Origin of the sequence: Wolbachia endosymbiont (group B) of Melanostoma mellinum, assembly GCF_947251465.1 — a bacterium.
Classification (GTDB): Bacteria; Pseudomonadota; Alphaproteobacteria; order Rickettsiales; family Anaplasmataceae; genus Wolbachia.
Window position 1 is genome coordinate 886,733 of sequence record NZ_OX366366.1, and the last position, 23,251, is coordinate 909,983.

At 35.5% G+C, this 23,251-nt stretch carries 19 protein-coding genes, 3 tRNA genes and 1 pseudogene; 11 read left to right on the forward strand and 12 right to left on the reverse strand.

From position 1 onward, the window contains the following. Positions 1-26: 26 nt before the first annotated feature. Positions 27-1,271, forward strand: coding sequence for a hypothetical protein (locus OPR42_RS04140; RefSeq protein WP_265041904.1), 1,245 nt, complete (start codon positions 27-29; stop codon positions 1,269-1,271). A gap of 131 nt (positions 1,272-1,402) precedes the next feature. Here the strand turns inward: OPR42_RS04140 and OPR42_RS04145 are convergent, their stop codons facing one another. The 3 genes from OPR42_RS04145 to def all read right to left on the reverse strand — a co-directional run bounded on the left by OPR42_RS04145 (position 1,403) and on the right by def (position 3,679). Continuing rightward, positions 1,403-1,930 carry a demethoxyubiquinone hydroxylase family protein gene (locus OPR42_RS04145; protein WP_265041905.1) on the reverse strand — a complete coding sequence of 176 codons (528 nt, stop codon included), beginning with the start codon at positions 1,928-1,930 and terminating at the stop codon, positions 1,403-1,405. A gap of 446 nt (positions 1,931-2,376) precedes the next feature. Then, on the reverse strand, positions 2,377-3,150 hold the full coding sequence (locus OPR42_RS04150) for a uracil-DNA glycosylase (RefSeq protein ID WP_064085643.1): 774 nt from the start codon (positions 3,148-3,150) through the stop codon (positions 2,377-2,379). Continuing rightward, positions 3,140-3,679: a peptide deformylase gene (gene def, locus OPR42_RS04155; protein WP_007302315.1), complete on the reverse strand. Its 540-nt coding sequence runs from the start codon at positions 3,677-3,679 to the stop codon at positions 3,140-3,142. The genes OPR42_RS04150 and def overlap by 11 nt, the downstream gene beginning before the upstream one ends. A gap of 137 nt (positions 3,680-3,816) precedes the next feature. Here def and ftsA point away from each other — a divergent pair, with 137 nt between their 5' ends. Then, positions 3,817-5,055 carry a cell division protein FtsA gene (gene ftsA, locus OPR42_RS04160; RefSeq protein ID WP_010403853.1) on the forward strand — a complete coding sequence of 413 codons (1,239 nt, stop codon included), beginning with the start codon at positions 3,817-3,819 and terminating at the stop codon, positions 5,053-5,055. Between the two features lie 296 nt (positions 5,056-5,351). On the opposite strand, the pseudogene OPR42_RS04165 reads toward ftsA, so the two are convergent. From OPR42_RS04165 to OPR42_RS04180, 4 genes and pseudogenes are all read right to left on the reverse strand, one after another. Continuing rightward, positions 5,352-6,162: pseudogene (locus tag OPR42_RS04165) on the reverse strand (IS630 family transposase). 29 nt (positions 6,163-6,191) lie between these two features. Next, entirely contained in the window at positions 6,192-6,500 is a 309-nt protein-coding gene (locus OPR42_RS04170; RefSeq protein ID WP_264704516.1) for a hypothetical protein, read from the reverse strand. Between the two features lie 529 nt (positions 6,501-7,029). Next, the gene (locus OPR42_RS04175; RefSeq protein ID WP_265041416.1) at positions 7,030-8,307 is read right to left on the reverse strand and encodes an IS4 family transposase; all 1,278 of its coding nucleotides are present in this window, start codon (positions 8,305-8,307) and stop codon (positions 7,030-7,032) included. A gap of 177 nt (positions 8,308-8,484) precedes the next feature. Then, a tRNA-Ala gene (locus OPR42_RS04180) sits at positions 8,485-8,560 on the reverse strand. Between the two features lie 299 nt (positions 8,561-8,859). On the opposite strand from OPR42_RS04180, the gene OPR42_RS04185 reads away from it, so the two are divergent. After that, positions 8,860-8,932, forward strand: a tRNA-Lys gene (locus OPR42_RS04185). Between the two features lie 17 nt (positions 8,933-8,949). After that, positions 8,950-10,203 (forward strand): NADH-quinone oxidoreductase subunit NuoF, encoded by a 1,254-nt coding sequence (gene nuoF / locus OPR42_RS04190; protein WP_064085745.1) that lies wholly within the window; start codon positions 8,950-8,952, stop codon positions 10,201-10,203. 22 nt (positions 10,204-10,225) lie between these two features. Here the strand turns inward: nuoF and infC are convergent, their stop codons facing one another. From infC to nuoI, 3 genes are all read right to left on the reverse strand, one after another. Then, positions 10,226-10,744 carry a translation initiation factor IF-3 gene (gene infC / locus OPR42_RS04195; protein ID WP_010404127.1) on the reverse strand — a complete coding sequence of 173 codons (519 nt, stop codon included), beginning with the start codon at positions 10,742-10,744 and terminating at the stop codon, positions 10,226-10,228. Between the two features lie 11 nt (positions 10,745-10,755). After that, on the reverse strand, positions 10,756-12,657 hold the full coding sequence (gene thrS, locus OPR42_RS04200) for a threonine--tRNA ligase (protein ID WP_264704515.1): 1,902 nt from the start codon (positions 12,655-12,657) through the stop codon (positions 10,756-10,758). 185 nt (positions 12,658-12,842) lie between these two features. Beyond that, the gene (nuoI, locus tag OPR42_RS04205; RefSeq protein ID WP_264374802.1) at positions 12,843-13,325 is read right to left on the reverse strand and encodes an NADH-quinone oxidoreductase subunit NuoI; all 483 of its coding nucleotides are present in this window, start codon (positions 13,323-13,325) and stop codon (positions 12,843-12,845) included. A 182-nt stretch (positions 13,326-13,507) separates the two neighbouring features. Here nuoI and mnmE point away from each other — a divergent pair, with 182 nt between their 5' ends. The 3 genes from mnmE (at position 13,508) to OPR42_RS04220 (ending at position 16,144) form a co-directional block, all read left to right on the forward strand. Next, a complete protein-coding gene (gene mnmE / locus OPR42_RS04210; RefSeq protein WP_265041906.1) occupies positions 13,508-14,836 on the forward strand; it encodes a tRNA uridine-5-carboxymethylaminomethyl(34) synthesis GTPase MnmE in 1,329 nt (442 codons plus the stop codon). Positions 14,837-14,883: 47 nt separating this feature from the next. Next, positions 14,884-14,971, forward strand: a tRNA-Ser gene (locus OPR42_RS04215). A 168-nt stretch (positions 14,972-15,139) separates the two neighbouring features. Then, positions 15,140-16,144, forward strand: coding sequence for an NAD(P)/FAD-dependent oxidoreductase (locus OPR42_RS04220; protein ID WP_265041907.1), 1,005 nt, complete (start codon positions 15,140-15,142; stop codon positions 16,142-16,144). 681 nt (positions 16,145-16,825) lie between these two features. Here the strand turns inward: OPR42_RS04220 and OPR42_RS04225 are convergent. Next, positions 16,826-17,179, reverse strand: coding sequence for a TrbC/VirB2 family protein (locus OPR42_RS04225; protein WP_265041908.1), 354 nt, complete (start codon positions 17,177-17,179; stop codon positions 16,826-16,828). A gap of 128 nt (positions 17,180-17,307) precedes the next feature. Between OPR42_RS04225 and OPR42_RS04230 the strand changes: the two genes are divergently transcribed. Further along, positions 17,308-18,123 (forward strand): YihY/virulence factor BrkB family protein, encoded by an 816-nt coding sequence (locus OPR42_RS04230; protein WP_264682477.1) that lies wholly within the window; start codon positions 17,308-17,310, stop codon positions 18,121-18,123. A 10-nt stretch (positions 18,124-18,133) separates the two neighbouring features. Further along, on the forward strand, positions 18,134-18,874 hold the full coding sequence (locus OPR42_RS04235; RefSeq protein WP_265041910.1) for an SDR family NAD(P)-dependent oxidoreductase: 741 nt from the start codon (positions 18,134-18,136) through the stop codon (positions 18,872-18,874). 117 nt (positions 18,875-18,991) lie between these two features. Here the strand turns inward: OPR42_RS04235 and OPR42_RS04240 are convergent, their stop codons facing one another. Further along, positions 18,992-19,165: a hypothetical protein gene (locus OPR42_RS04240; RefSeq protein WP_010405589.1), complete on the reverse strand. Its 174-nt coding sequence runs from the start codon at positions 19,163-19,165 to the stop codon at positions 18,992-18,994. A gap of 138 nt (positions 19,166-19,303) precedes the next feature. Here OPR42_RS04240 and carB point away from each other — a divergent pair, with 138 nt between their 5' ends. Together carB and OPR42_RS04250 are read left to right on the forward strand one after the other, a co-directional pair. Continuing rightward, positions 19,304-22,591 carry a carbamoyl-phosphate synthase large subunit gene (carB, locus tag OPR42_RS04245; protein WP_265041911.1) on the forward strand — a complete coding sequence of 1,096 codons (3,288 nt, stop codon included), beginning with the start codon at positions 19,304-19,306 and terminating at the stop codon, positions 22,589-22,591. A gap of 308 nt (positions 22,592-22,899) precedes the next feature. Further along, a complete protein-coding gene (locus OPR42_RS04250) occupies positions 22,900-23,247 on the forward strand; it encodes a diacylglycerol kinase (protein ID WP_265041912.1) in 348 nt (115 codons plus the stop codon). Positions 23,248-23,251: the final 4 nt, after the last annotated feature.

Consider the following 23,251-nt stretch of genomic DNA (forward strand, 5'->3'; position numbering starts at 1 on the left):
GTAATCACTAAAAAGTTTTAGTGGTTATGGTATATAATATGTCTAAGCAAGTAGGTAAACAAGGTGAAAGTAATCTTATTTTAGAGCCTGAACAGTTCTCTAACAGCTTCTTCAATAGTCAACAGAGTAGTTCATCAAATCCAAAATTACCGACTATAAGTCGTAAAGATAGGCATATGGATTTAATCAAGAAAAGGTACGCAAAAAACAAAGATGTTGCAGAATATCTAAGAAGTTATGACTTTATTAAAAGAGCAGAAGAATTGTCAATAATTTATCTTTTTGAGCGAGACTCATCTTCTACGAAATTGCAAATACCATTGACTACAGATGAACAAATTCTAGTTAAAAAATTTTGTGATGAGATGATAAAAGGTATAACAGAACACGATGAGCAAGAAAGCGTTTTAAAGTACATGGAACGCATAATAGAGGGTTATTTAAATCAAGGAATAAGATTAAACTCATATTACGGTAAGGATAATAAGACTGTAACAAATTTTATATTTGAAAAAATGGAAGAATTAATTAATCGCTTTCATGCAAATCCACACAATTCAACTACAAAAAATATCATACAAAAGATCACTCGTAATTTAGTGTTAAAAGGTGGGGTAGAAAAAGGATTATCTTTTTATAGCGATATTGAAGGCGGATATTACGGCTCTAATTATTTAAATGATCTTAACGAACAATGTAAGAGTAAGAAAAAAATGCTAGAGGGTCTAGCATATGAAGGTATTGTGAAAGAAAATAACAAGCAAATTGATAAATATGATCTTGAAGTAGAAGTAGATAATAAATATTTTTATATTAAGTATCCACAAGGTAGTATTGTTGAAACTGCGAGAACTTTAAATAATGAAAAAGCTAAGGATTTAGAAGTTGGCATATTTCAGATTGAGGAAAGTATAGTAAAAGTTGAAATTACAGAAGATGGAAAAAGAAATTACACAGATATCTTAAAAGGTGGTATTGAAATATTTTTTACTACTAAAATAGGAGAGATTAGTATTTATCTACGGAAAGATGGTAACAAAATGGTAGTAGAAATTGATGAGAAAAGCAAAATAAGGTTTAGCAAGTTAGAAAACAAATCAAGCTTTGGAGGGAATTGTCTTATACAGGGGAAAAGTGTTTTAGAAGTTATGGGCAAGAGTTTTGAAAATATTCCTGAGGAGTTAACTCAGACTATTAAAAACGTTCCATCTACTAGTCTTATGCAAACATGTTTACAACAACAAGAAAACTCTAATAGGGAATTAAATTAATGTATTTTTAGGATAATAATTAAGAAATTAATTATAAACATTCATACGCATTCGATTGTAGTAGAGGATATGGGGCAGCAATTAGCACAAGAACTAAAGGCAAATGTGGTTGGTTGTCAAATAGTGATTGATTAAATCAATTTAGAGAGGTAAATAGCAGCTTTGCAGCTTGTTTTTATGAACAAAGATAAAACGTTGTAGCCAAGTGCGCTTTCGGCATTGTGCTGAATTGCAATATCTCTGTGCTCTAATTCCTCATCGCGAAATTTACTTATAGTTTCTCTTAATTCCCCATCTTCTAAATGTAAGACTTGCTCCTTGTAGTGCTTTCCGATCACTTCTTCAACTGCAGCAGTGCAAGCCATAGCGGCTTTTTTACCCATCATGGCAGTTACAACACCAAGTGATACCCCTAAAGCACCCCAAACTGGCAACAAAACAGTAGGACGAACTCTTTGCTCCTTGATTTTCTCATTAAAATAGTGGAAATGTTTTTTTTCCTGCTCCTCCATTTCAATTATTTTGTCAATTATGGAAGATTTTTTAAGAATAAATTTTTGACCGGAATAAATGCAAATGGCTCCATATTCGCCAGCATGATTTACTCTAATTGCTTGTTCTAAAAAATTTCCTTTCAATTTTTTTATATTGCTTTCCAATGTCTCCTCCCTTTATTTCTGCATTAGTACTACTATAAACCAACATATTATAGAGTAAATAAAATTCCATGCGTGCATTGCACCAACATTGTGATTACAGGAACTCAAGCAGCTATAGCAACGGCAAGAGTTACTTGACGGACTCCGCCATTCTCCTTAAAATAAGGGTGAAGATATATTATTTATCTTCAGTCTGTGCAGATAAAACGACAAAAAGCTCAATATACTTGATGTTTAATTTTTTGCACTATGTGCACTCTATGTCTTTATAAAACTTTTACCCACATAAGCTAAAATGCGCTTATCAAAGCATTTAATACAATGAAAAACGCCAATTAAAAAAATAGGTAGTAGCTGATAGATTTTCTTTTGCCTTTTTCTCTGTTTAGTAAATTTTTCAATATTTAATGCAATTAGCCGGCACTGGGATGACAACGAGTAGTGAGCTAAACGTCCGTGTGGTTATTGGTATTATCAAGATATTCTCTAATCTTCTTTAAATCTTCCCAAGCTAAGCGTTTTTGTGCTGGTTGACGAAGTAGATAGGCTGGATGAAATATAGCGGCTGTGGTAATTGCATGAGATAAATATTGGTTAGTATAAGTATGAAATTTGCCACGCAAGTTCGATATAGTCTTTGTGTTATCAAGAAGGCTATAACATGCAATTCCTCCAACTAAAATTAGAATCTGCGGTAAAACAAGAGCAATATGCTTCTCAACAAATGGTCTGCACATATCAAGCTCTAGATCAGTTGGTTTTCTATTACCTGGTGGACGCCAAAACACGGTGTTGCTTATATATACCTTAGTGCGGTCCAGATTAATTGCACCGAGCATCTTATCGAGCAGCATTCCGCTTGCACCACAAAATGGTATGCCTTTCAGGTCTTCATTTGCTCCTGGTGCTTCACCAATAAGCATGATTTTTGCATTTGGATTACCATCAGAAAAAACAGTATTAGTTGCAGTTTTTTTTATTTCACAACCCTCAAATGACTTAACTGCACTTCTTAGTTCATCTACACTACCACATTCACTTGCAAGCTTCCTTGCTTCAATGATCCAGTCACTTGGGAACATGGCTTTTTTCTGCTCGATGACAGAAGACTGTGCAGCTCTCTCATTTTCCACTTTTTTTTCCTCTTCACCTTCAGTTAGCGTGCAGTCAACACCCACTTCATGATAGAACTTCAACAATTCTAGATCTTCATTGTTCATAGTGCCTCTTAACCTTTTGAGCTTTTTTCATAGCCATATCGTACTTCAATTTAGACAAATGTCTAACGTATAATATACCATTTAAATGATCTAACTCATGCTGAATACACCTTGCAAGCCAACCACTAGCTTTTAGCGTCTGTTCTTCGTTATTTAAATTTTTATATTTCACAGTTAAATATTTTGGACGCTTAATTTCATGGCTTTGCTCTGGAATTGAAAGGCACCCTTCTTTGAGAATTACTTGTTCACCCGATAATTCTGTAATTTCAGGGTTAATCATGCAAAATTTGCCAGTTGATTCATATCCTGCTGGCCCATCTTCAGCCTTCTCTGGCTGAACGTCCATGATAAAAATTCTCTTCAGCACTCCAACTTGTACTGCAGCAAGACCAAGACCTTCTGCATAGTACATAGTTTCGAACATGTCGTTTACTAATTCTTTAATTTTATCGGTTATATCTATTACTTCACTGGCACGTGTAGTTAACCTTTCATCAGGGGCAATTACAATTGGCAATTTAGACATAAAATTAAAATTTTATGTTTTATTTTTTCCTTTGTACAGTATTTTGGGTATATTAAAATGTTGCTGTATTTTTAATAGAAATATAAATTATTAAAGGAAGCTACAATTTGAATGGAATTGTGTCATAAGGTCAACTAATGTACTCTGCAGTAATAATAAAACCAAAGCGAAATGTTTTTGCCGTTTTAGACGTAGGTACAACAAAAATTATCTGTCTCATTGTTAAGATCAATAGCAACTTCAGCTATAAAATAATAGGAACGGGTTATAAAAGTGCAGAAGGTATAAGCGGTGGATCAATAACTGATGCAAAGCATGCAAGTTACTCTATTTCATCAACTATAGGTTTAGCTGAGCAAGTATCAGAAGAGACTATAGACCAGATATATGTGAATGTAGCCGGATGTGGAGTCTCATCTTTTAACGTATATAACGAAATTATTGCAGCTAATCACGAAATTTCAGACCGAGATATAAAACGTGTAGTCTTTCAGACGTTTGAGAAATATATCGAAGAAAATGTTATCATTCACAATATACCACTGAAATATCACTTGGATGACATGACTGATATAAAAGAGGTTGGTGGATTGTACGGAAAAAGACTATCTGCTGATGTTAATGTCGTCACTGCTTCGCGTCCAGCGCTTACCAACATTGAAAATTGTATAACTAATAATAGCGGGATAAGTATGGCTGGTTGTATTGCTTCCGCATATTCTGCAGGCCTTGCCTGTCTAAGTGAAGATGAAAAAGAGCTAGGAACTGCCATTGTTGACATAGGGGGTGGGTGTACTGCAATTGGAATTTTTAAGAGAGGAAAGCTTATATACACAAGCAGCATTCCAATTGGTGGCATTCACATCACTCGAGATATAGCTTATGGACTATGCACAAGTATAGAGCATGCTGAACGCATAAAAATACTATACGGTAGCACTGTCGTAACTTCAATAGATGAGAACGAATATATTACACTGCAAAACAGTGAAAATGATGAACCGACTCGAGTACCCAAGTCCGAACTTATTGACATCATAAGACCTAGAGTTGAGGAGATATTTGAACTGGTAAGAGAACAATTTCAAGAACAAAAAGATCCAATCAATAAAGTAGTGCTCACAGGTGGAACCAGTCAACTCACAAGCATGAAAGAGATTGCAAGCTATATATTCAACAAACAAGTCCGCATTGGATGCCCTGAGTCTCTCAGTGGCCTTGATGGCGAGTATGATAAAAATCCCGTATTTTCTGCTGCCATAGGCTCTATCAAGCTAATAGTTGACACTTTTTATAAAAATAACTCTGGAATGCTCGGTCAAGATGGTAAAATGAGTAAATTGTATAATTGGGTTAAATCGAAAGTCACGGTTTGATTTTACCAAATAAAGTTTTGATATCCGTCAAAGGAAGTATAAAGAAAATTATTTCAAGATTGATAAATTGATTCGTGATCATACACCTGAAATTATGCGCTCCCATGGAATGATTGTTTATGATATGGTAATGGAAAAAGATGAATATGCTGAACGTCTCATTCTATGATAAAAGATAAAACAGGCTGGATCCCAGTGGGCTTTGTTGCATCGCTCAAGTGAAAAGAACTGGCAGTTACTGACAAAATTCATTATAAATAGCCATTTATAGCTCTTTTCATAATAGTCCGAAAAGCTTATAGAAAAGCGGAATCAACAGCATGACGAAAAGATGTGAATAGAGGACTAGCTCTGTTTTTTATAGCAAACCAATGATGCTCAATTTTGTTAAAATCGGGAGAATAAGGCGGTAGATATAAAATTTCTGCGCCAACTCCTTTAGCAAATCTTATTAGACTTATGAAAAGTAGCATTATCAAGGATAACAGTTTGTCCAGGTTTCAAAATCGGTGTCAGAAACTGCTCAAACCATTTATTAAAGATATCCATATTACAGTGGCCTTCAAATGTTAACGGAACAACTATTTTTCTGCCGTTTAAGGCTGCAATCATACTGATTCGTTGAATTTTTTTACCAGATTTTAGAGCATAAAACCTCTGTCCCTTCTGGCAATATCCATAACTCGGTGTCCAGACTCATCTATATAAACTAAGTTTTGAGGTTCTTTTGTTGCTATAATTTTCAAAAATTCAGCGCGTTTTTCTTCGTTTCTTTCTTTGTATCCATATGTCTTTTTTTGCGTGTGAGTCCAATTTTTTTAAGAGCTCGATGGATCGTTGGGATACTAACATTGCTCCAAAGCTTAGCCATTTCCGATACCACCATATTTTTTAGCAAATTCAGTAAATTTATTCCAGTCAGTAATTTTGTGATTATAACCTCCATTTCCAAGTTTTTTTGACTGAAAATCTCCTGTTTCTTTTCTTCTTTGCTGCCACTCCCATAACGTAGTTCTTCCAATTTTAAATCTTGCTGCCACCGTTTCCCTGCTTTCTCCTTCTTCTAGTGCTTCCATTGCTTTTTTTATAACTATATGCTGCTGGCATCCTTACCTTCACTACTATAAAACCTTATTTTACCTCGTTTGGACTATTATGAAAAGAGCTATACTTTTAGAGTTTATTTCTTGCTCGTTTACAATATAATGAGTTCTTATAAAATCTATGCATGTTTGATACCCTGACCGAGCATTTCTTCCTTCGTCGCCATCTTTAGGAGCTTCTAATAGACAAAGCAAATTATTGAGTGGAAGTTCTAAAATAATATTCTCATCAATATCACTGCTTTCATAAGCTGAATTAAGACTTGCTCTAGGTTCTGGAAGATTTTGCAGTTCTGATGCTAGAGTTTTTGATGAGTATTTTTCTTGTGTAATCCCTGTCACTACTAGTACCTTAGTGTTATTACAGTATACTGTTAAAAAAAGATTTTTGCAACTTAGCACTAATTTTTCTCAATCTAAAATATTTTTCAAAACAAACCTCTCTCTACTGTCAAATTAAATTCTTTTATTGACTTGTTTACTCTATCTAAATTGTTGAAAAATACCCTATATTGTAGAGAAATAGAGAGTATTCTTAATAGATTATGTAAAATATAGAGTTTTTATGGGTAAATATTGACAGTGAGATACCGTGTTTATTTGATTAGTTTTTAGTGTATTTTTGTATTTTAAATTTTGGCTAAAAACTCTCCATTTAATGGGCGATGACAGTGCCACTGCCATTAAGTTAAGGGAAAGAGAAGTTAAGATTGGACAAAAAATTTGAAGTGATTGATAATTATGGTAAATACTAGGGTGAATTTTTAAGAAAAGGGAGTCTGAAAAGTGCAAGTTATTTAAAAAAGTAATAATTGCAGGTTATTTTGCAAAGAATGTACTAATGCAATGATACTGAAAAGATATCTTGAATTTAAAACACATGTTTTCTAGCTCTTTTCTGGTAGTTGAGTGAACGAATATCAGATATCTTATGACGATCAACTCTTCTCCCTTTTCTCACCACTAAAGTGTTCATCAAAAATAACTGTGATAGTCGATACATAATGCAGTCTATGTCTGACTCTGTAGAAAAAATATCAAAGGCTAAGTTTTTAATCGCATTAAATGAGACAGATTTATTGATGCTTTTTTTTAGTTTACTATTCTGTGAGCTCAATGTCTCTTCATCATCTTCTATCATGATACTTTCTAGATTACTGATGAAGATAGTTGACCAAAAATCCTGCTTGATAGTTTCAATACTTTTTCCTGTGAAATTCTCTAAATTTAATCTTCCCTTCAGCCTAGAAAAAAATGTTTCTACTCCCCAGCGCAAGTAATATAATCTCTCAAACTCTTCAACTGTAAAACGTTTCTCATCTAACAGAGATGTTACTAACACTTCAACTTCGCCAGAAGAAAGTATTATTTTGACTAACCTGAATTTCATCTCATCAGGTAATCCTAGCTTTCGTAGCTGTCTTGCTACTTTAATAGGTGCGGTAGACACTACCACCGTACTAGATGGGCTTTCCGGCTTAAACATAGTGTTTATTTCATTGAAAGACGAACTTGAACAGCGAATTATATAATTGATTTTCCTTCCTGTAAGCTCAGCAAGAAATCGATAAGATACGTATCCTCTATCACAGATTAACAAATCGTCTGATTTTATGGATTCAAGCATACCGATTGCTAAATCAACCTCATAGCTGTCACCTCTACTTAGCACAGATTTTATTGCAATATTATTTAGCACATCGTAGCAAACTTCAAAGGTTGCACTTGTATAGTCTTCAAATCTCTGGATTCCATTCCATACTGCTCTTGAGCCAAACTCACCTATTATTTTGTCGCTCTTTGGCAGAATCAGTATTGAAGCATCAAATGCAAGTACTCTGAAGCCATGGTGGGTTTTAAATTCCTGATCTTGGTAGTATAGGGAAACTATATCATCATTTAACTCTGAAAACGCAGTATGTTTTAGCTTCTTTCTTGCTTGAGTAAATGCACTTGCCGTAATTGTATAATCTTTTCTTGTATGCAGAACAAACTCATTAAGCATCACTTGTAATGACTTTACACTCTTTCTAAAAATCAGGAGAAATACATTAACGAAGGGCAGCTTTCTTTTTCGTGAGAAGTCTTTTGAGGATGCTCTGTGTGCGTTTATAAAGTTTAAACTCATCAATTTATTTTTTATAAACATGATTATTCTTTTTTTTACTCATGTCATTACTTCTTTTAATTTGTGAATCTTACCTGATTTTATAATACAGTTCATCACTTTTCCTTAACTTAATGGCAGTGATGACAGTGCCGACCCCCTCGGTGTAAACGAGATGCTCTACCAACTGAGCTAACCGCCCTTTTCTTGTTTGTGGATTGGTGGAGGCAAGCGGGATCGAACCGCTGACCTTCTGCGTGCAAAACAGATGCTCTACCAGCTGAGCTATGCCCCCAACTTTTGCTTAAAGCATAAATCACTCAGGCTGAAATGCAAGAAATATTTATTTGTGAGGCTATTGCTAAATAGTGCACAAATTCTGCATTTATGTATAATTCTCTATCTTTTTAGAGTTGTACGTCAGCTTTACCAAATGAATCTTTGAATTAACAAGAAGTTTTCCTTCAAAAATTTTTAATTAAATTATCACTAATACAGTACATTATATAATTTATTTAACCACACATGAAAATTTTAGTTTGATTAAAATGGATAAAAACTATATTACTGTTTATTATAGCTGAAAAATAAAATGATCCCGTAGCTCAGCCGGTAGAGCAACTGACTTTTAATCAGTGGGTCACGCGTTCGAATCGCGTCGGGATCACTTAGAATCTTAAAAGCATGCTAAAAGAACAGGACAAAATATTCACAAACTTAAATGGTAAAGAAACACCACTACTTGAGGGTGCAAAAAAACGTGGTAGTTGGCAAAAAACAAAGGAATTACTGGATTTAGGATCAGAAAAAATCATTGATGAAGTAAAGAAATCTGGCTTGAGAGGTCGAGGGGGTGCAGGATTTTCTACTGGCCTTAAGTGGAGCTTTATGCCTAAAAATCCTCCAAAAGCATATTTAGTAGTCAATGCAGATGAGTCAGAACCTGGTACATGTAAAGACAGAAACATATTACGATATGAGCCACACAAGCTACTTGAGGGAATTCTTCTGGCTGGCAGAGCGATCAGCGCATCAGCTGCGTATATTTATATCAGGGGTGAATTTTATAATGAACATTTAGTTCTAAAAAAAGCACTTGAGGAAGCCTATAAAGAAAACTTAATTGGAAAAAATGCCTGCAAGTCAGGTTATGATCTTGATGTGTTTATCCATAGGGGTGCAGGAGCTTACATATGTGGGGAAGAAACAGCTCAACTCGAATCCATTGAAGGAAAAAAGGGCTTTCCTCGCATGAAACCTCCATTTCCCGCAGGTGTTGGACTTTTTGGCTGCCCCACTACAATAAACAACGTTGAAACTATATCTATGGTTCCAGATATCCTAAATCGCGGAGGAGAGTGGTTTGCATCTCTTGGTAAACCAAATAATACTGGCACTAAGGTCTTTTGTATTTCAGGGCATGTAAATAATCCATGTAATGTTGAAGAAGAGCTAGGAATTTCACTACGTGAATTAATTGAAAAATATGCAGGTGGAGTGCGAGGAGGTTGGGATAACTTACTTGCTGTAATACCTGGTGGGTCTTCAGTACCATTAATTCCAAAATCTATATGCGATACTATTGAAATGGATTTTGATTCATTGAGAGCTGTACAATCAGGGCTTGGTACTGCTGCTGTGATAGTGATGGATAAATCAACTGACATAATAGCTGCAATAGAAAGATTATCACATTTCTATATGCATGAGTCCTGTGGGCAATGTACACCATGTCGTGAAGGTACTGGATGGATGTGGAGAATTATGAGAAGAATGGTAGCAGGAAATATTAAACCTGGTGAAGTAGATAAGCTACTTGACCTTACAACTCAAATAGAAGGACATACAATTTGTGCGCTTGGCGATGCTGCAGCTTGGCCAGTGCAAGGGCTAATCAGACATTTTCGTCATGTAATTGAAGATAGGGCAGTAACTTAACTTACACTTTTAAGTCGTTTTACTACTTAGCAACCAGAGTTAGAAAATATTGATTTCCTTCCCTTTTAGGCGCTAGCTCTACCTTTGCAATATCTTCAGTGTCTCGAATTAGCCGTTCTAATTTTTCCACTCCAACCTCAGTATTTATAAGCTCTCTACCTCTAAATTTCATTGTGCACTTGATTTTATGCCCAGATATAAGAAAATCTCTTGTTTGACGCAATTTTGTTTCATAGTCATGATTATCAATATTGGGGCCCAGCTTAATTTCCTTTATAGTTAATGCTCTTTGTTTCTTTTTTGCCTCGCTTGCCTTCTTTTTTGCATCATATTTTTGTTTACTGTAGTCGAGTATTTTACATACTGGAGGAGTTGAATCAGGTGCAATTTCTACCAAGTCTAAATTGACACCTTGTGCAACTTCCAAAGCTTGTCTTAATGGCACAATTCCAACCATTTCACCATTATGATCAACTAAGCGTACTTCCTTAGCTGTAATGAATTCATTAATTTTGTTTTTATTATTCTTTTGAACTTGCAAGTTTTTCTCCCTTAACTCAAATTAATACTTTTTAAAAGCAATTCAGTAGCCTTTTCCAAAGGAAAAGACTCTTGTTCTTCTGACCCTAAATTTCTCACTGACACAGTTCTATTGATGATCTCATTTTTACCTATAACCCATAATATAGGTACCTTATTTGAACTATGCAAGCGTATCTTATAACTAATTTTTTCATTGGTCAAATCGGTCTTAATTCTAACACCTTGTTCTTTTAAAATATTGCTGATTTCAGTAGCATAACCATCAGCTTCATTTATAATGGTCAGAATAGCAAGTTGCGTTGGAGCAAGCCAAATTGGAAATTTTCCTGCATAATTTTCTATCAAAATCCCAATAAAACGTTCAAAAGTTCCAAGAATTGCTCTATGTAGCATAACAGGGTGGTGCTTTTGTCCGTCTGCTCCTATATAAAAAGCTCCAAGCCGCTCCGGTAAAATAAAATCAACTTGCAACGTTCCACATTGCCAATTTCTACCTATTGCATCTTTCAAAACAAACTCTAACTTTGGACCATAAAATGCACCTTCACCAGGATTAAGTTCATAACTAAGCCCTGCTTCTTTAACTGCTTCAAGCAGTGCTCTTTCAGCTCTATCCCACACTTCATCATTACCTGATCTAGTATCTGGACGGTCTGAAAATTTCACAGAAATTTCATTGAACCCAAGTTCTGAATATACTTCTTTTAAAAGGTCACAAAACTTTACAGTTTCAGAATTCACTTGTTTTTCCATACAAAAAATATGTGCATCGTCTTGCGTAAAACCACGCACTCGCATCATTCCATGCAATGAGCCTGAGCTTTCATTTCTATGGCATGTGCCAAACTCTGCCATACGTATCGGTAAATCACGATAGCTTCTGGTGTGAGAATTAAAAATCTGCACATGACAAGGGCAATTCATGGGTTTTATTGCTAGCTTTTTACTTTCAGATTCATCAATAATGAACATATTTTCACGAAACTTATCCCAATGTCCCGATTTTTCCCACAGCTCTTTGCTTACTAAAATAGGTGTTTTTACCTCAAAGTAGCCATTGTTCATTAACTTTTTTCTGATGTAAGACTCAAGAACATTATATAAAGTATATCCCTGTTCATGCCAAAAAATCTGCCCAACAGCTTCCTCTTGAATGTGAAATAAGTCCATATCCTTAGCAATTTTGCGGTGGTCGCGTTTTTCTGCTTCCTCCAGACGTTTAAGATAAGTATTTAATTCATCCTTATTTCTCCACGCGGTGCCATATATTCTTTGCAACATTGGGCCCTTAGAATCGCCACGCCAGTATGCACCTGCTACTTTCATAAGTTTAAACGCTTTAACTCTGCCAGTTGATGGTGAGTGCGGACCACGACATAGGTCTACAAAGTTGCCTTGTTTATAAACAGTTAGGTTTTCGTTTTCTGGTATTGATGAGACAATATCAACCTTGTATCTTTCACCTATATCACTAAAGAAATCAATTGCCTGCTTACGAGTCCAAACTTCTCGGACGAATCTGTGGTTACTTTTTATAATTTCCTTCATTTTTTTTTCTATTGCAGTAAGATCGTCCGTGGTAAAGGCACGATCTGTAGCAAAATCATAGTAGAAACCATCTTGAATTGTTGGCCCGATAGTAATCTGAGTATTAGGAAAGAGCTCTTTTACTGCCTGCGCCATTATATGAGCAGCATCATGCCTTATTATATCTAAACCCGCTTCGTCACTCAGTTGTATTACCTCTATCTCTGTATCAGATTCAATTTCACGTGAGAGATCATACAACTCACCATTTACCTTAAAGGCAATTGCTTCTCTCAAAGCATCCGGTTGTAATATATCAAAGCCAGTGACTCTACCACTGTATTCTTTTACTTTTTGTTCGGATAAAAAGGTAACTTTTATCATTCATTAGACCTTTTGTCATCCCAGTGCTTGACACTGGGATCCATGTTTCTTTCTTTTCTAGATTCCAGCGTCACGCGCTGGAATGACACCAAAAGGTGAGCTACTGATCTTTCAGTTAAATAACAGTTGTACAAGAGATCTATTACATACTTGCTGTAAGAAATTTTAATTGTTGACATACCTAGTTAATAATACGGCCTGTTCTTTTTTAACCTGAGTGCAATTGCGTCTTCCCAAACTTCACCATTACGCAATAATTTTTCCTTATTGTACATTAGCTCTTCTCTTGTTTCAGTAGCAAATTCAAAGTTAGGACCCTCCACAATTGCATCAACAGGACATGCTTCCTGGCAAAGCCCACAATATATACATTTTGTCATATCAATATCATAACGTGTAGTGCGACGACTTCCGTCTTCTTTTTCCTCTGCTTCGATAACTATTGCTTGGGCAGGGCAGATAACTTCACATAATTTACAAGCTATGCAGCGCTCTTCACCGTTTGGATACCTACGCAACGCATGCTCACCACGAAACCTTGGACTTAACGGGCCCTTCTCCATAGGATATCTCAAAGTAACCTTTGGCTTAAACATATATTTTAATGTAATAACAAACCCTTTAATCAACTCTATAAATGACCAATACCAAGCTAATTTCTTGAGCATAAAATGTTTAAAACCCGTATTCATGATTATAAATCATATTATCAGTTTTCAAAATAAATATTTTTACCTGACGGTTTTTCTATACAATATATTTACTAATACTGCATTAACATAAATTAGCAAAATAAGTAAAAATTTTTTAGATTAAGTATTTTAAATTGCTAAGTAGTGTATATAAATTAATGACAAACAAAAATGAAACTATCTTTGCCTTATCAACTGTATTTGGTAAGTCAGGAGTTGCAGTAATTAGAATTTCAGGTAACGATGCACTTAAAGCTTTAAATCATTTTAACATTAAGAAAGAAGTTAAACCAAGGCTTGCTACTTTAGTTGACTTATATGATGGTTCCAATCAATTGATAGACAATGGAATAATTATTTATTTTCCTGCCCCAAACAGCTTCACTGGCGAGGATGTTATAGAGTTACAAATGCATGGAAGCAAGGCAATTATAAAAATCATCTTGGAGGAATTATCAAAAATTTTCGTTATGGCCAGGCCTGGGGAATTCTCACTTAGGGCTTTTCTAAATGGTAAATTTGACTTAACGCAAATAGAAGGGATTGCAGACTTAATTGATGCTGAGACGAAAATGCAAGCTAAACAAGCGATTAAGCAGATATCAGGAGAATTGGAGAGACTATACAGCAATTGGAGGCAAAGATTAATAACGATACAATCCAAAATCGAAGCATATATAGACTTTCCAGAAGATATTTTGGCAGAAAAAAATGAGTTGGAAAAAATTAATAATGAAGTGAAAACTCTTGTGCAATCAATACAAGAGCACCTAAATGATAATAGACGAGGCGAAAGGTTGCGTGAGGGTTTACACGTTGTAATAACTGGTAAACCAAATGTTGGTAAATCAACTCTGTTTAATTTCTTAGCCAAGCGTGATATTGCTATTGTTTCTGAATATGCAGGCACAACAAGAGATATACTTGAAGCTCATATTGACATTGGTGGATACCCAATCATTCTCTCTGATACTGCTGGAATTCGTGAGAGTTCAGATCCAATAGAATCAGAAGGTATAAGTCGAGCGAAAAAAAGGTCTTTTGAAGCTGATTTAAGAATAGAACTATTTCCTTTTGAACAGCGTCATAATATCAATTGCAACGTTGTAAATAGCGATACTATTTATGTATTGAGCAAAGCTGACGATGTTATCAATAATCACAATATAAAAATTAATGGCATAGATCTTTTACCCATTTCTATTCTAAAGGGAATAGGTACAAACAAATTGATCTCTCTCATAAAAGAGAAGGCAAAGGAAAAATTTGGGCATGATAGAGATACTCCTGTGATTACTCGGCAAAGACATAGGAATCACATGCAGAAAGCACTGGAACATTTACAGCGTTTTAATATCTATAATCCAATTGAGTTGATATCTGAAGACTTGAGGCTTGCTGCATTTGAACTTGGTGCAGTAATTGGAATTATTAATGTTGAGGAAATATTGGATAGTGTGTTTAGTAGCTTTTGTGTAGGCAAGTAAGATTTTTATAGATTGCTTGAAATTAAATATTGTGGTAAAAAAGAGGTGGACGGATGGCCGAGCGGTTTAAGGCACCAGTCTTGAAAACTGACGTACGTGATGAGCGTACCATGGGTTCGAATCCCATTCCGTCCGCACAGCATCTCGCTATGATAGCTGATTTTTAGAGCTTATTTGGACTATGTGGTTCATAACGCTGGAAATCTTATCTAATCTAGCCACATCTTTTAAAAATACATCCCTTTGTAAATTGACCTTGTTAGCAAAGAAAGCTAATATCTATAAATAGATCACCATCTGAATATGGAAACCGATATCGTAATAATAGGTGCAGGGCCTGTTGGAATATTCACTGCTTTTCAAGCGGGAATGCTTGATATGAGATGTCATGTAATAGATGTTTTGGATCAAGCAGGAGGACAATGTACAGCTCTTTACTCAGAAAAGCCAATATATGATATACCTGGTTATCCTGTAATTACTGCCCAAAAATTAATTGAGCGACTAATGGAGCAAGCTTCACCGTTTGAGCCTGTTTACCATTTAAGTCAAAAAGTGGAAAAGATTTCAAATAACGAAGGTGAAAACTTTACTATCATAACGAACATAGGTACAGAGGTAAAATGCAAAGCCGTTATCATTGCTGCAGGTAACGGAATGTTTGAACCTAACCGTCCACCCTTAAGTGGTATATTAGAATATGAAAATAAATCTGTATTTTATAATGTAAATAAAATTTCTGATTTTCAGGACAAAACTATAGTCATTGCAGGGGGGGGGGATTCTGCGGCTGATTGGACTGTAGAACTTTCTAAAGTTGCAAAGAAAATTTATGTGATACATAGGAGAAAGGAATTTCGCTGCACTCCTGAAACTAGAAATAAATTAGAATCACTTGAAAATAATGGAAAGATAGAACTGGTAGTGCCATATCAATTACACGAACTAGCAGGAGGTAATGGGCAGTTGAGCGCAGTGATAGTAAAAAACATTGCCTCTAAGGAAGAAAAAGAAATATCCACTGATTTTCTGCTGCCATTTTTTGGATTGTCAATGAATCTTTGGCCAATAAACAGTTGGGGTATAGAGTTAGAACATGGCCGCATAACTGTCGACCCAGCTACACTTAGAACCAGTAGAGATAGAATATATGCAATCGGAGATATAGCTACTTATCCAGGCAAACTAAAATTGATACTAAATGGCTTTGCTGAGAGCGCCATGGCTTGTTATCACATATACAAAGTAATTCACAATTCTCCAGTTAATTTTCAATATTCAACTTCAAAGGGAATTCATCGAAATTAAAGAGTAAAGAGATCCATGAACCTGCATGCAGTTATCTCAAGCATAAGGGAATACAAACGAAAAAGATTACTTTACAAATTCCCCCAACTCCCTTGCCATGATAATAAGAGTATTTATCCTTATTTTTGACCTGCAGGCTCAATCAAAAAATCAGTAAAAAACTCAAATATTTATTGGCAAATTACATAAAAATTATAGCGGCTTTTTAAATTTTTTCTACATTCAGCCAAATCACGCTTGTTAGCACATTATCAATTTAAATTATTAAAACTCGTTACACGGGGACTTTTTTGCTTTTTTTTGCTTGGTAAATTTTTTAATATTTGTAGCTAAAGTAATTTTCGAGAGGTGTTATGTAAGTAGCTGACACACAGCTGTACGAGCATTCATTTTTGAAAGTAAATTGCGTAGCAAATGGTGTCATCCGAGTAGCTGACGCTGGGATCCATCTCTTAATACAGCCTCATCAAAAATGTTGTGTTTTAACATAAAATTAACTGCTTCTATGCTCATAAACTTAATATCTAATCAAATTTCCTGGATCCCAGTGTTAAGCACTGGGATGACAAGGGAGGGATTACTAGAATAACACCTTTATGGTGGCTTAAGTCACAAGTTCGTGCAATGATGGTGCTTCTTTAAGAAGCACCATTTGCTAATGTTTTGAAGCTTTAATGCTTATTATGCGCATGTATTTGTTGTTGCATTCCATGTTTTACCATCAGGGCAAGCAGTTGCACCATCTTTACAAATCACACCACCTGGTACTATTTTTGAAACAACTACAGGTGCACCAAAAAACACAGCAGTAAATGCACCAAGTGCAAAGAGCGCCGGCCACGGCATTCTGCCAAATATCGCAAGCAAAGCTGCACCTATTATCACTATTGTAATCATAGGCCCACCTATACCGTGAGTATAGCCTACTATTTTGCATATTGTATTGGTTGTTGCATCATCAGTAACAGTAGCAGCAAAAACATTATCAAATGCAAAGGAAAGAATTAAAGCTACAAGTAGAAGAAAATTTTTCATTATGCCTCCGTATTTAACGCTGGATTATCTATCATTTTGATTAAATTTAAGTAAACGGTGAGGATTTTTTGCTTAAAAGTATGCTTTATTTCATTTAGAATACTTTTCTTAGTTTATTTATATTACAAGTGCTACAGAAATTTTATAGTATCGTTTATTGCCTTTATCGTGCTTTAATTGACACAATTTATAATGATGGAGTGGAGCATGCAGGGTATCTATCATTTTTAATCCTGTTATCAATATTTCCTTTTCTTATTGTTTTAATAGCCATGGCATCAACGTTCGCAAATTTCTTAGATCAATACAATGTCGGCTGGGCATTTATTATTGATAACATGCCACAGGATATTTTATCATCTTTGATGCCACGTATTAGGGAGATAATATCAGGCCCTCCGCAAAGCTTATTAACCTTGGCAATTGTAGGAGCTGTTTGGACTGCCTCATCGACAATTGAAGGATTTAGAACGATATTGAATAAGGCCTATAAAGTTCCGGTTTCATCGCCTTATATATGGAGAAGGGTGCTCAGTATATTACAATTTTTAGTAATTACGCTTGTTACAACTCTGACTATAGTATTTTTTACATTAGTGCCAATGTTAATTGATTTTTCTTACCAAGGGCTAAGTTATACTAGATATTTACTTATTGAGTTTGTGCTTTTTACTATAGTATCTTGGCTATATTTCACATTGCCAAACATAAAACAAAACTTATCAGACGTATTTCCCGGATCTTGTGTGGCTGTTATTCTTTGGACGATCTCTGCTTCAGCTTTCAAGCAATATTTAAAAGCTTCCTTTGACCAACTGAATTTGATATATGGAAGCTTAGGTGGTGTGGTAGTATCGTTACTATTTTTTTATGTGCTAAGTTTAATTTTTATATATGGAGCAAAATTTAATTTTCAGCTAAAATATTTCAATAGATCTTGCTAAGGAGAAAGAAATGGGTGACTTAGAAGGTAAAATAGCTTTAATTACCGGAGCTTCAGGTGGAATAGGTTCTTCTGTTGCAAAAAGATTTGTAAAAGAAGGTGCATGTGTAATTCTGATTTCCAGATCTCTTGATAATCTCAAGCCATTGTATAACGAAATTGAAGAGCTTAAAGAAGGCTCTGTGAAACTAATTCAGCTTGATCTTTTAGACTTTGAAAACGTAGAAAAACTGGCAAATATGATAGAAAGCCCAAAATTATCAGAATCTGGAACACTTGATATACTGATTACATGCACTGAAATTTTAGGTAAGTTGAGCTCTGTTCATGATTGTGAGCTTGAAGATCTACAGAACGTAATGAATACAAATTTTACTGCCAGTTGGTACTTGCTAAAAAATTTGGGTCCAATACTAAAAAAGTCTAATGCTGGAAGAGCGATATTCATGACCTCAGAGATAACACTTTCTCCTTCCTCTTATCCATATTGGGTACCATATGCTGCAAGTAAGGCTGCACTAGAAGTAATGGTGAAGATATATGCATCTGAGACAAAGCATACGAACTTATGCATAAATGCCGTGTATTCGGAAGAGCCTATCGATAGTGAGATGTATAAGCAAGCATTTTCGGGAAAAGATATATCTGAATTAGTATCGCCTGAGAAGTTAACAAATAAATTCGTAGAGTTGGCTTCTGATGACTGCAGTATATCAGGACAAATCTTGCCACTTAGCAAATCTACCGAGTAAATTACCATAGTATCTGCAAAGATACCGTTAAGCCCACAACTGTATGAACATTGTGATTTGAGTCCACTAGGAAGGATGTCATCCCAGTGCCTCTATGGTGTCATTCCAGTCCGGAATCTAGTCTTTATTGTGCGGCCACTTATTTAAAGTTAAGTTTTCTGGATCCCAGACTGGGATGACACCTCTGGGCACTGCCGTCATAAAGGAACCAGTGTCAGCTACTTGAATGACATCATTTGCTGTGCAATTTACCTTCAAAAATGAATGTTTGTACAGCTGTGTGTCAAGCACTGGAATCTGCCACGCAAATTGCAATGTTCGTACAGTTATGCGTCAAGCCTAAAAGTAGTTAGCTAATAGGTTTAATAAAAATTCACATATACAGGAAAGATTGGTAACATTACTTGAATAGAGATCGTTATTGTAATTATGCCAAAACGCACAGATATAGAATCTATATTAGTAATAGGAGCAGGTCCAATAGTTATAGGTCAGGCATGCGAGTTTGATTATTCTGGAACGCAAAGCTGTAAAGTATTAAAAAGTGAAGGTTATAAAGTCATTTTGGTTAACTCCAACCCCGCAACTATAATGACAGATCCTGAATTCTCTGATGCAACTTATATTGAGCCGGTACTGCCTGAAATCATAGAAAAAATTATAATTAAGGAGAGGCCAGATGCAATATTACCAACAATGGGCGGGCAAACAGCACTGAACTGTGCAATAAAACTTGCAGATGATGGAGTGTTAGACAAATACAACGTAGAATTAATAGGGGTAAATAGAGAAGCAATAAAAAAAGCGGAAGATAGAGAATTATTTCGCCAATCCATGGATAAAATAGGGCTAAAATACCCAAAAAGTATCATTATAAAAAATCAAGAACAAATAAAAAAGGCTTTGGATTACATTGGATTACCAGCAATCATCCGTTCATCATTCACTCTTGGTGGCGCAGGTAGTGGCATAGCATACAATAAAGAGGAGTTTTTCAATATCACAGAAAGTGCTCTAAAAATTTCACCAATAAATGAAGTTCAGATAGATGAATCAATTATCGGCTGGAAGGAATATGAAATGGAAGTTATCCGTGACTGCAAGGATAACTGTATAATAGTGTGTTCAATAGAAAATGTTGATCCAATGGGAGTGCACACCGGAGATAGTATCACAGTTGCTCCTGCTTTGACTCTGCGTGATGCTGAATATCAACAAATGAGAAATGCATCTATAGCAGTGCTGAGGGAAATTGATGTTAGTGCCGGTGGTGCAAATGTTCAGTTTGCAGTGAATCCTAAAGAAGATGGAAGCCTCGTTGTAATTGAAATGAATCCAAGGGTTTCTCGCTCTTCTGCACTTGCCTCAAAAGCAACAGGCTATCCTATTGCAAAAGTTGTCACTAAACTTGCTATTGGCTATTCGCTCGATGAAATACGTAACGACTGTGCTCCAATAATACCAGCAGCATTCGAACCAGTGATTGATTATATCGTCACTAAAATTCCTCGATTTGAGTTTGAGAAATTTAAGGGGACAAATTGTGAATTATCAACCTCCATGAAATCAGTGGGAGAAGTGATGTCAATCGGCCGTACTTTTAATGAGTCACTGCAGAAAGCTTTTCGCTCACTTGAAACAGGGCTCACGGGACTTGATGAAGTGTTTTCTGAAGACACAGATATTAAATCTCAGTTAGCAAAATTGCTGCCAAACAGATTACTGATTGCTGCTGACGCAATGCGCCACGGAATTAGCATAGAAGAAATAAATTCGATTACAGGTTATGATTTATGGTTTTTGCAAAATATACAGCAAATTATATTAGCTGAACAAAAAATCAAGGAAAACGGCCTTCCTGAAACTGCATATGAAATATTAGAGCTGAAAAAAATGGGCTTCTCAGATGCAAGGCTCGCAAAGTTAAGTAATAGACCTACCTCTGTCATCCCAGCTGGGATCCAAGAAAAAAATAGGTGGATTCCAGTGTCACGCACTGGAATGACATCAGAGCAAATTGAAGCAATGAGGAAAAAATTTGGTGTTAATCCAGTTTATAAACGTGTAGATACCTGTGCAGCTGAATTTGAATCGAGCACTGCTTATATGTATGGATGTTATGAGGGAGACATTACAAACAGGACAGAATGCGAAGCGGACATTTCTGACCGAGAAAAGGTTGTCATTTTAGGAAGTGGTCCAAATCGCATTGGTCAAGGTATTGAGTTTGATTATGCATGCGTTCATGCAGTTTCTGCCACCAAAGAAATGGGATACGAAACAATAATGATTAACTGCAATCCCGAAACCGTTTCAACTGATTATGATACCGCTGATCGTTTATATTTTGCACCACTCATTGCAGAGGATGTGCTTGAAATACTAAGTAAAGAGCAAGAAAATGGCACACTAGTTGGTGTAATAGTTCAAATAGGTGGTCAAACGCCTTTAAAATTAGCCAAAGTGCTGAACGAAAGAGGTTTTAATATCTTGGGTACATCTTTTGATTCTATTGACCTTGCAGAAGATCGCATGAGATTTAAAAATCTTGCTTTGCAACTTAATTTAAAACAACCTGAAAATTCTATCTGTCATTCAGTGGAAGAAGCGTTAATCAACGCAGAAAAGGTGGGGTTTCCATTAGTAGTGAGGCCATCCTATGTCCTTGGTGGTCAGTCTATGTCAATTTTGCATGATATTGATAGCTTCAAAGAGTACGTCCTGAATCACACTAAAATCTTTGAGCATGGTTCGCTGCTTCTTGATAAATTTTTAGTCAATGCAGTTGAGGTTGACGTTGATGCTGTATGTGATGGGGAAAGAGTTTTCATTGCAGCGGTTATGGAGCATATTGAAGAAGCTGGTATCCACTCTGGCGATTCAACATGTTCAATACCGACAAATACATTGAGTGACGAAGTAATAAAAGAGATCGAGCTCCAAACTGAGAGAATAGCATTAGCATTAAAAGTGAAAGGTCTGATAAACATTCAGTTTGCTGTTCAAGAGAGTGATGTATACATACTTGAAGTAAATTTACGAGCTAGTCGAACCGTTCCTTTTATTTCCAAGGTGATCAACATTCCTATTGCAAAGCTTGCCACTCAGGTTATTTTGGGTAAAAAATTGAATCAGGAAAACAAGCCTTTCAATCATTTTGCAGTTAAAGCTGCTGTTTTTCCATTTACCCGCTTTGCAGGAGTTGATACTTTACTTGGTCCTGAAATGAAATCAACAGGAGAAGTAATGGGAATTGACTCATCTTTCGAAGCTGCACTTGCAAAAGTGCACATGGCTGCAGGATACAAGTTACCAACAGAAGGAACAGCTCTGGTTTCAGTAAAAGATGATGATAAAGAGTATATATTGCCTGTTGCACGAATGTTGAAAGAACTGGGCTTTGAAATATATGCAACTAAAGGTACAGCTTCGTATCTGAACAATAACGGCATTGCTGCAAAAGCTGTAAATAAAGTGAGAGAAGGCAGACCCCACATAGTTGATATGCTCAAAGATGGAAAAATAAACCTAGTGATCAATACCTCAAAAGGTGTAAAGTCAGTTTCAGATAGCAAAGATATTCGCAGAACTGCTATTTTGCAAAATATAGCTTACAGCACCACAGCTTCTGGAAGTAAAGCGTTAGTGCTTGCAATTCAGTATGTAAAGAATAGCACTTTGGAAGTGAAATCATTACAGCAAGTACAAAACGTTTAAATATTAAAACTAATATTACTCTACTTCAATGAGAATTTTGTAACGTAGCAAGTTCAAGTGAGTTAGAAATTCAATTAAAGAGATTTTATTATGGTTGTCGATATATAATTGCCTTGAGAATTTGGTTGCTCGTTGAAATGCTTTGTACTAATTCTCTTGATTCAAACAATATGCTAGATTTTAACTGTAAAAATCTGTGTACTTATAGCATGATTCCTGCTTTATAAGTGATCACGACTGAAAGGTGTTTTCATGCATTTTTTACCTGAGTGCAATAAGTATAATTCATTGAGTTTCTAAAATTGATAATGAAGAAAAGTATTATTCGTCTAGTAAAAGCAATTCAATATTCTTGTGAAGGAATAAAATCAGCTTTTATATCAGAAGTTGCGTTCAGACAGGAGTTACTGCTTTTTATAGTATGTGTTTCAGCTTTATTTGTTTTAGATGTAAGTAATCTAGAACGTGCAGTGATGGTGAGCAGCCTATTTCTAGTGTTAATTGTGGAAATTATTAACACTGCTTTTGAAACAACAATTGAGCGTATTTTCAGTGAACAACACATACTGTCAAAAAAGGTGAAAGATTTAGGTAGTGCAGCAGTTTTTCTCTCATTAATTAACTTCTTGATAACATGGATGATAATATTGATATGAATTT

Coding starts and splice junctions, on each gene's coding strand:
- thrS (WP_264704515.1), bottom strand. CDS start 12,657: ATGATAAAAGTTACCTTTTTATCCGAACAAAAAGTAAAAGAATACAGT.
- nuoI (WP_264374802.1), bottom strand. CDS start 13,325: ATGCTCAAGAAATTAGCTTGGTATTGGTCATTTATAGAGTTGATTAAA.
- carB (WP_265041911.1), top strand. CDS start 19,304: ATGCCAAAACGCACAGATATAGAATCTATATTAGTAATAGGAGCAGGT.
- nuoF (WP_064085745.1), top strand. CDS start 8,950: ATGCTAAAAGAACAGGACAAAATATTCACAAACTTAAATGGTAAAGAA.
- mnmE (WP_265041906.1), top strand. CDS start 13,508: ATGACAAACAAAAATGAAACTATCTTTGCCTTATCAACTGTATTTGGT.
- OPR42_RS04140 (WP_265041904.1), top strand. CDS start 27: ATGGTATATAATATGTCTAAGCAAGTAGGTAAACAAGGTGAAAGTAAT.
- OPR42_RS04220 (WP_265041907.1), top strand. CDS start 15,140: ATGGAAACCGATATCGTAATAATAGGTGCAGGGCCTGTTGGAATATTC.
- OPR42_RS04225 (WP_265041908.1), bottom strand. CDS start 17,179: ATGAAAAATTTTCTTCTACTTGTAGCTTTAATTCTTTCCTTTGCATTT.
- OPR42_RS04250 (WP_265041912.1), top strand. CDS start 22,900: ATGAAGAAAAGTATTATTCGTCTAGTAAAAGCAATTCAATATTCTTGT.
- OPR42_RS04235 (WP_265041910.1), top strand. CDS start 18,134: ATGGGTGACTTAGAAGGTAAAATAGCTTTAATTACCGGAGCTTCAGGT.
- def (WP_007302315.1), bottom strand. CDS start 3,679: ATGTCTAAATTGCCAATTGTAATTGCCCCTGATGAAAGGTTAACTACA.
- OPR42_RS04175 (WP_265041416.1), bottom strand. CDS start 8,307: ATGTTTATAAAAAATAAATTGATGAGTTTAAACTTTATAAACGCACAC.
- ftsA (WP_010403853.1), top strand. CDS start 3,817: ATGTACTCTGCAGTAATAATAAAACCAAAGCGAAATGTTTTTGCCGTT.
- OPR42_RS04150 (WP_064085643.1), bottom strand. CDS start 3,150: ATGAACAATGAAGATCTAGAATTGTTGAAGTTCTATCATGAAGTGGGT.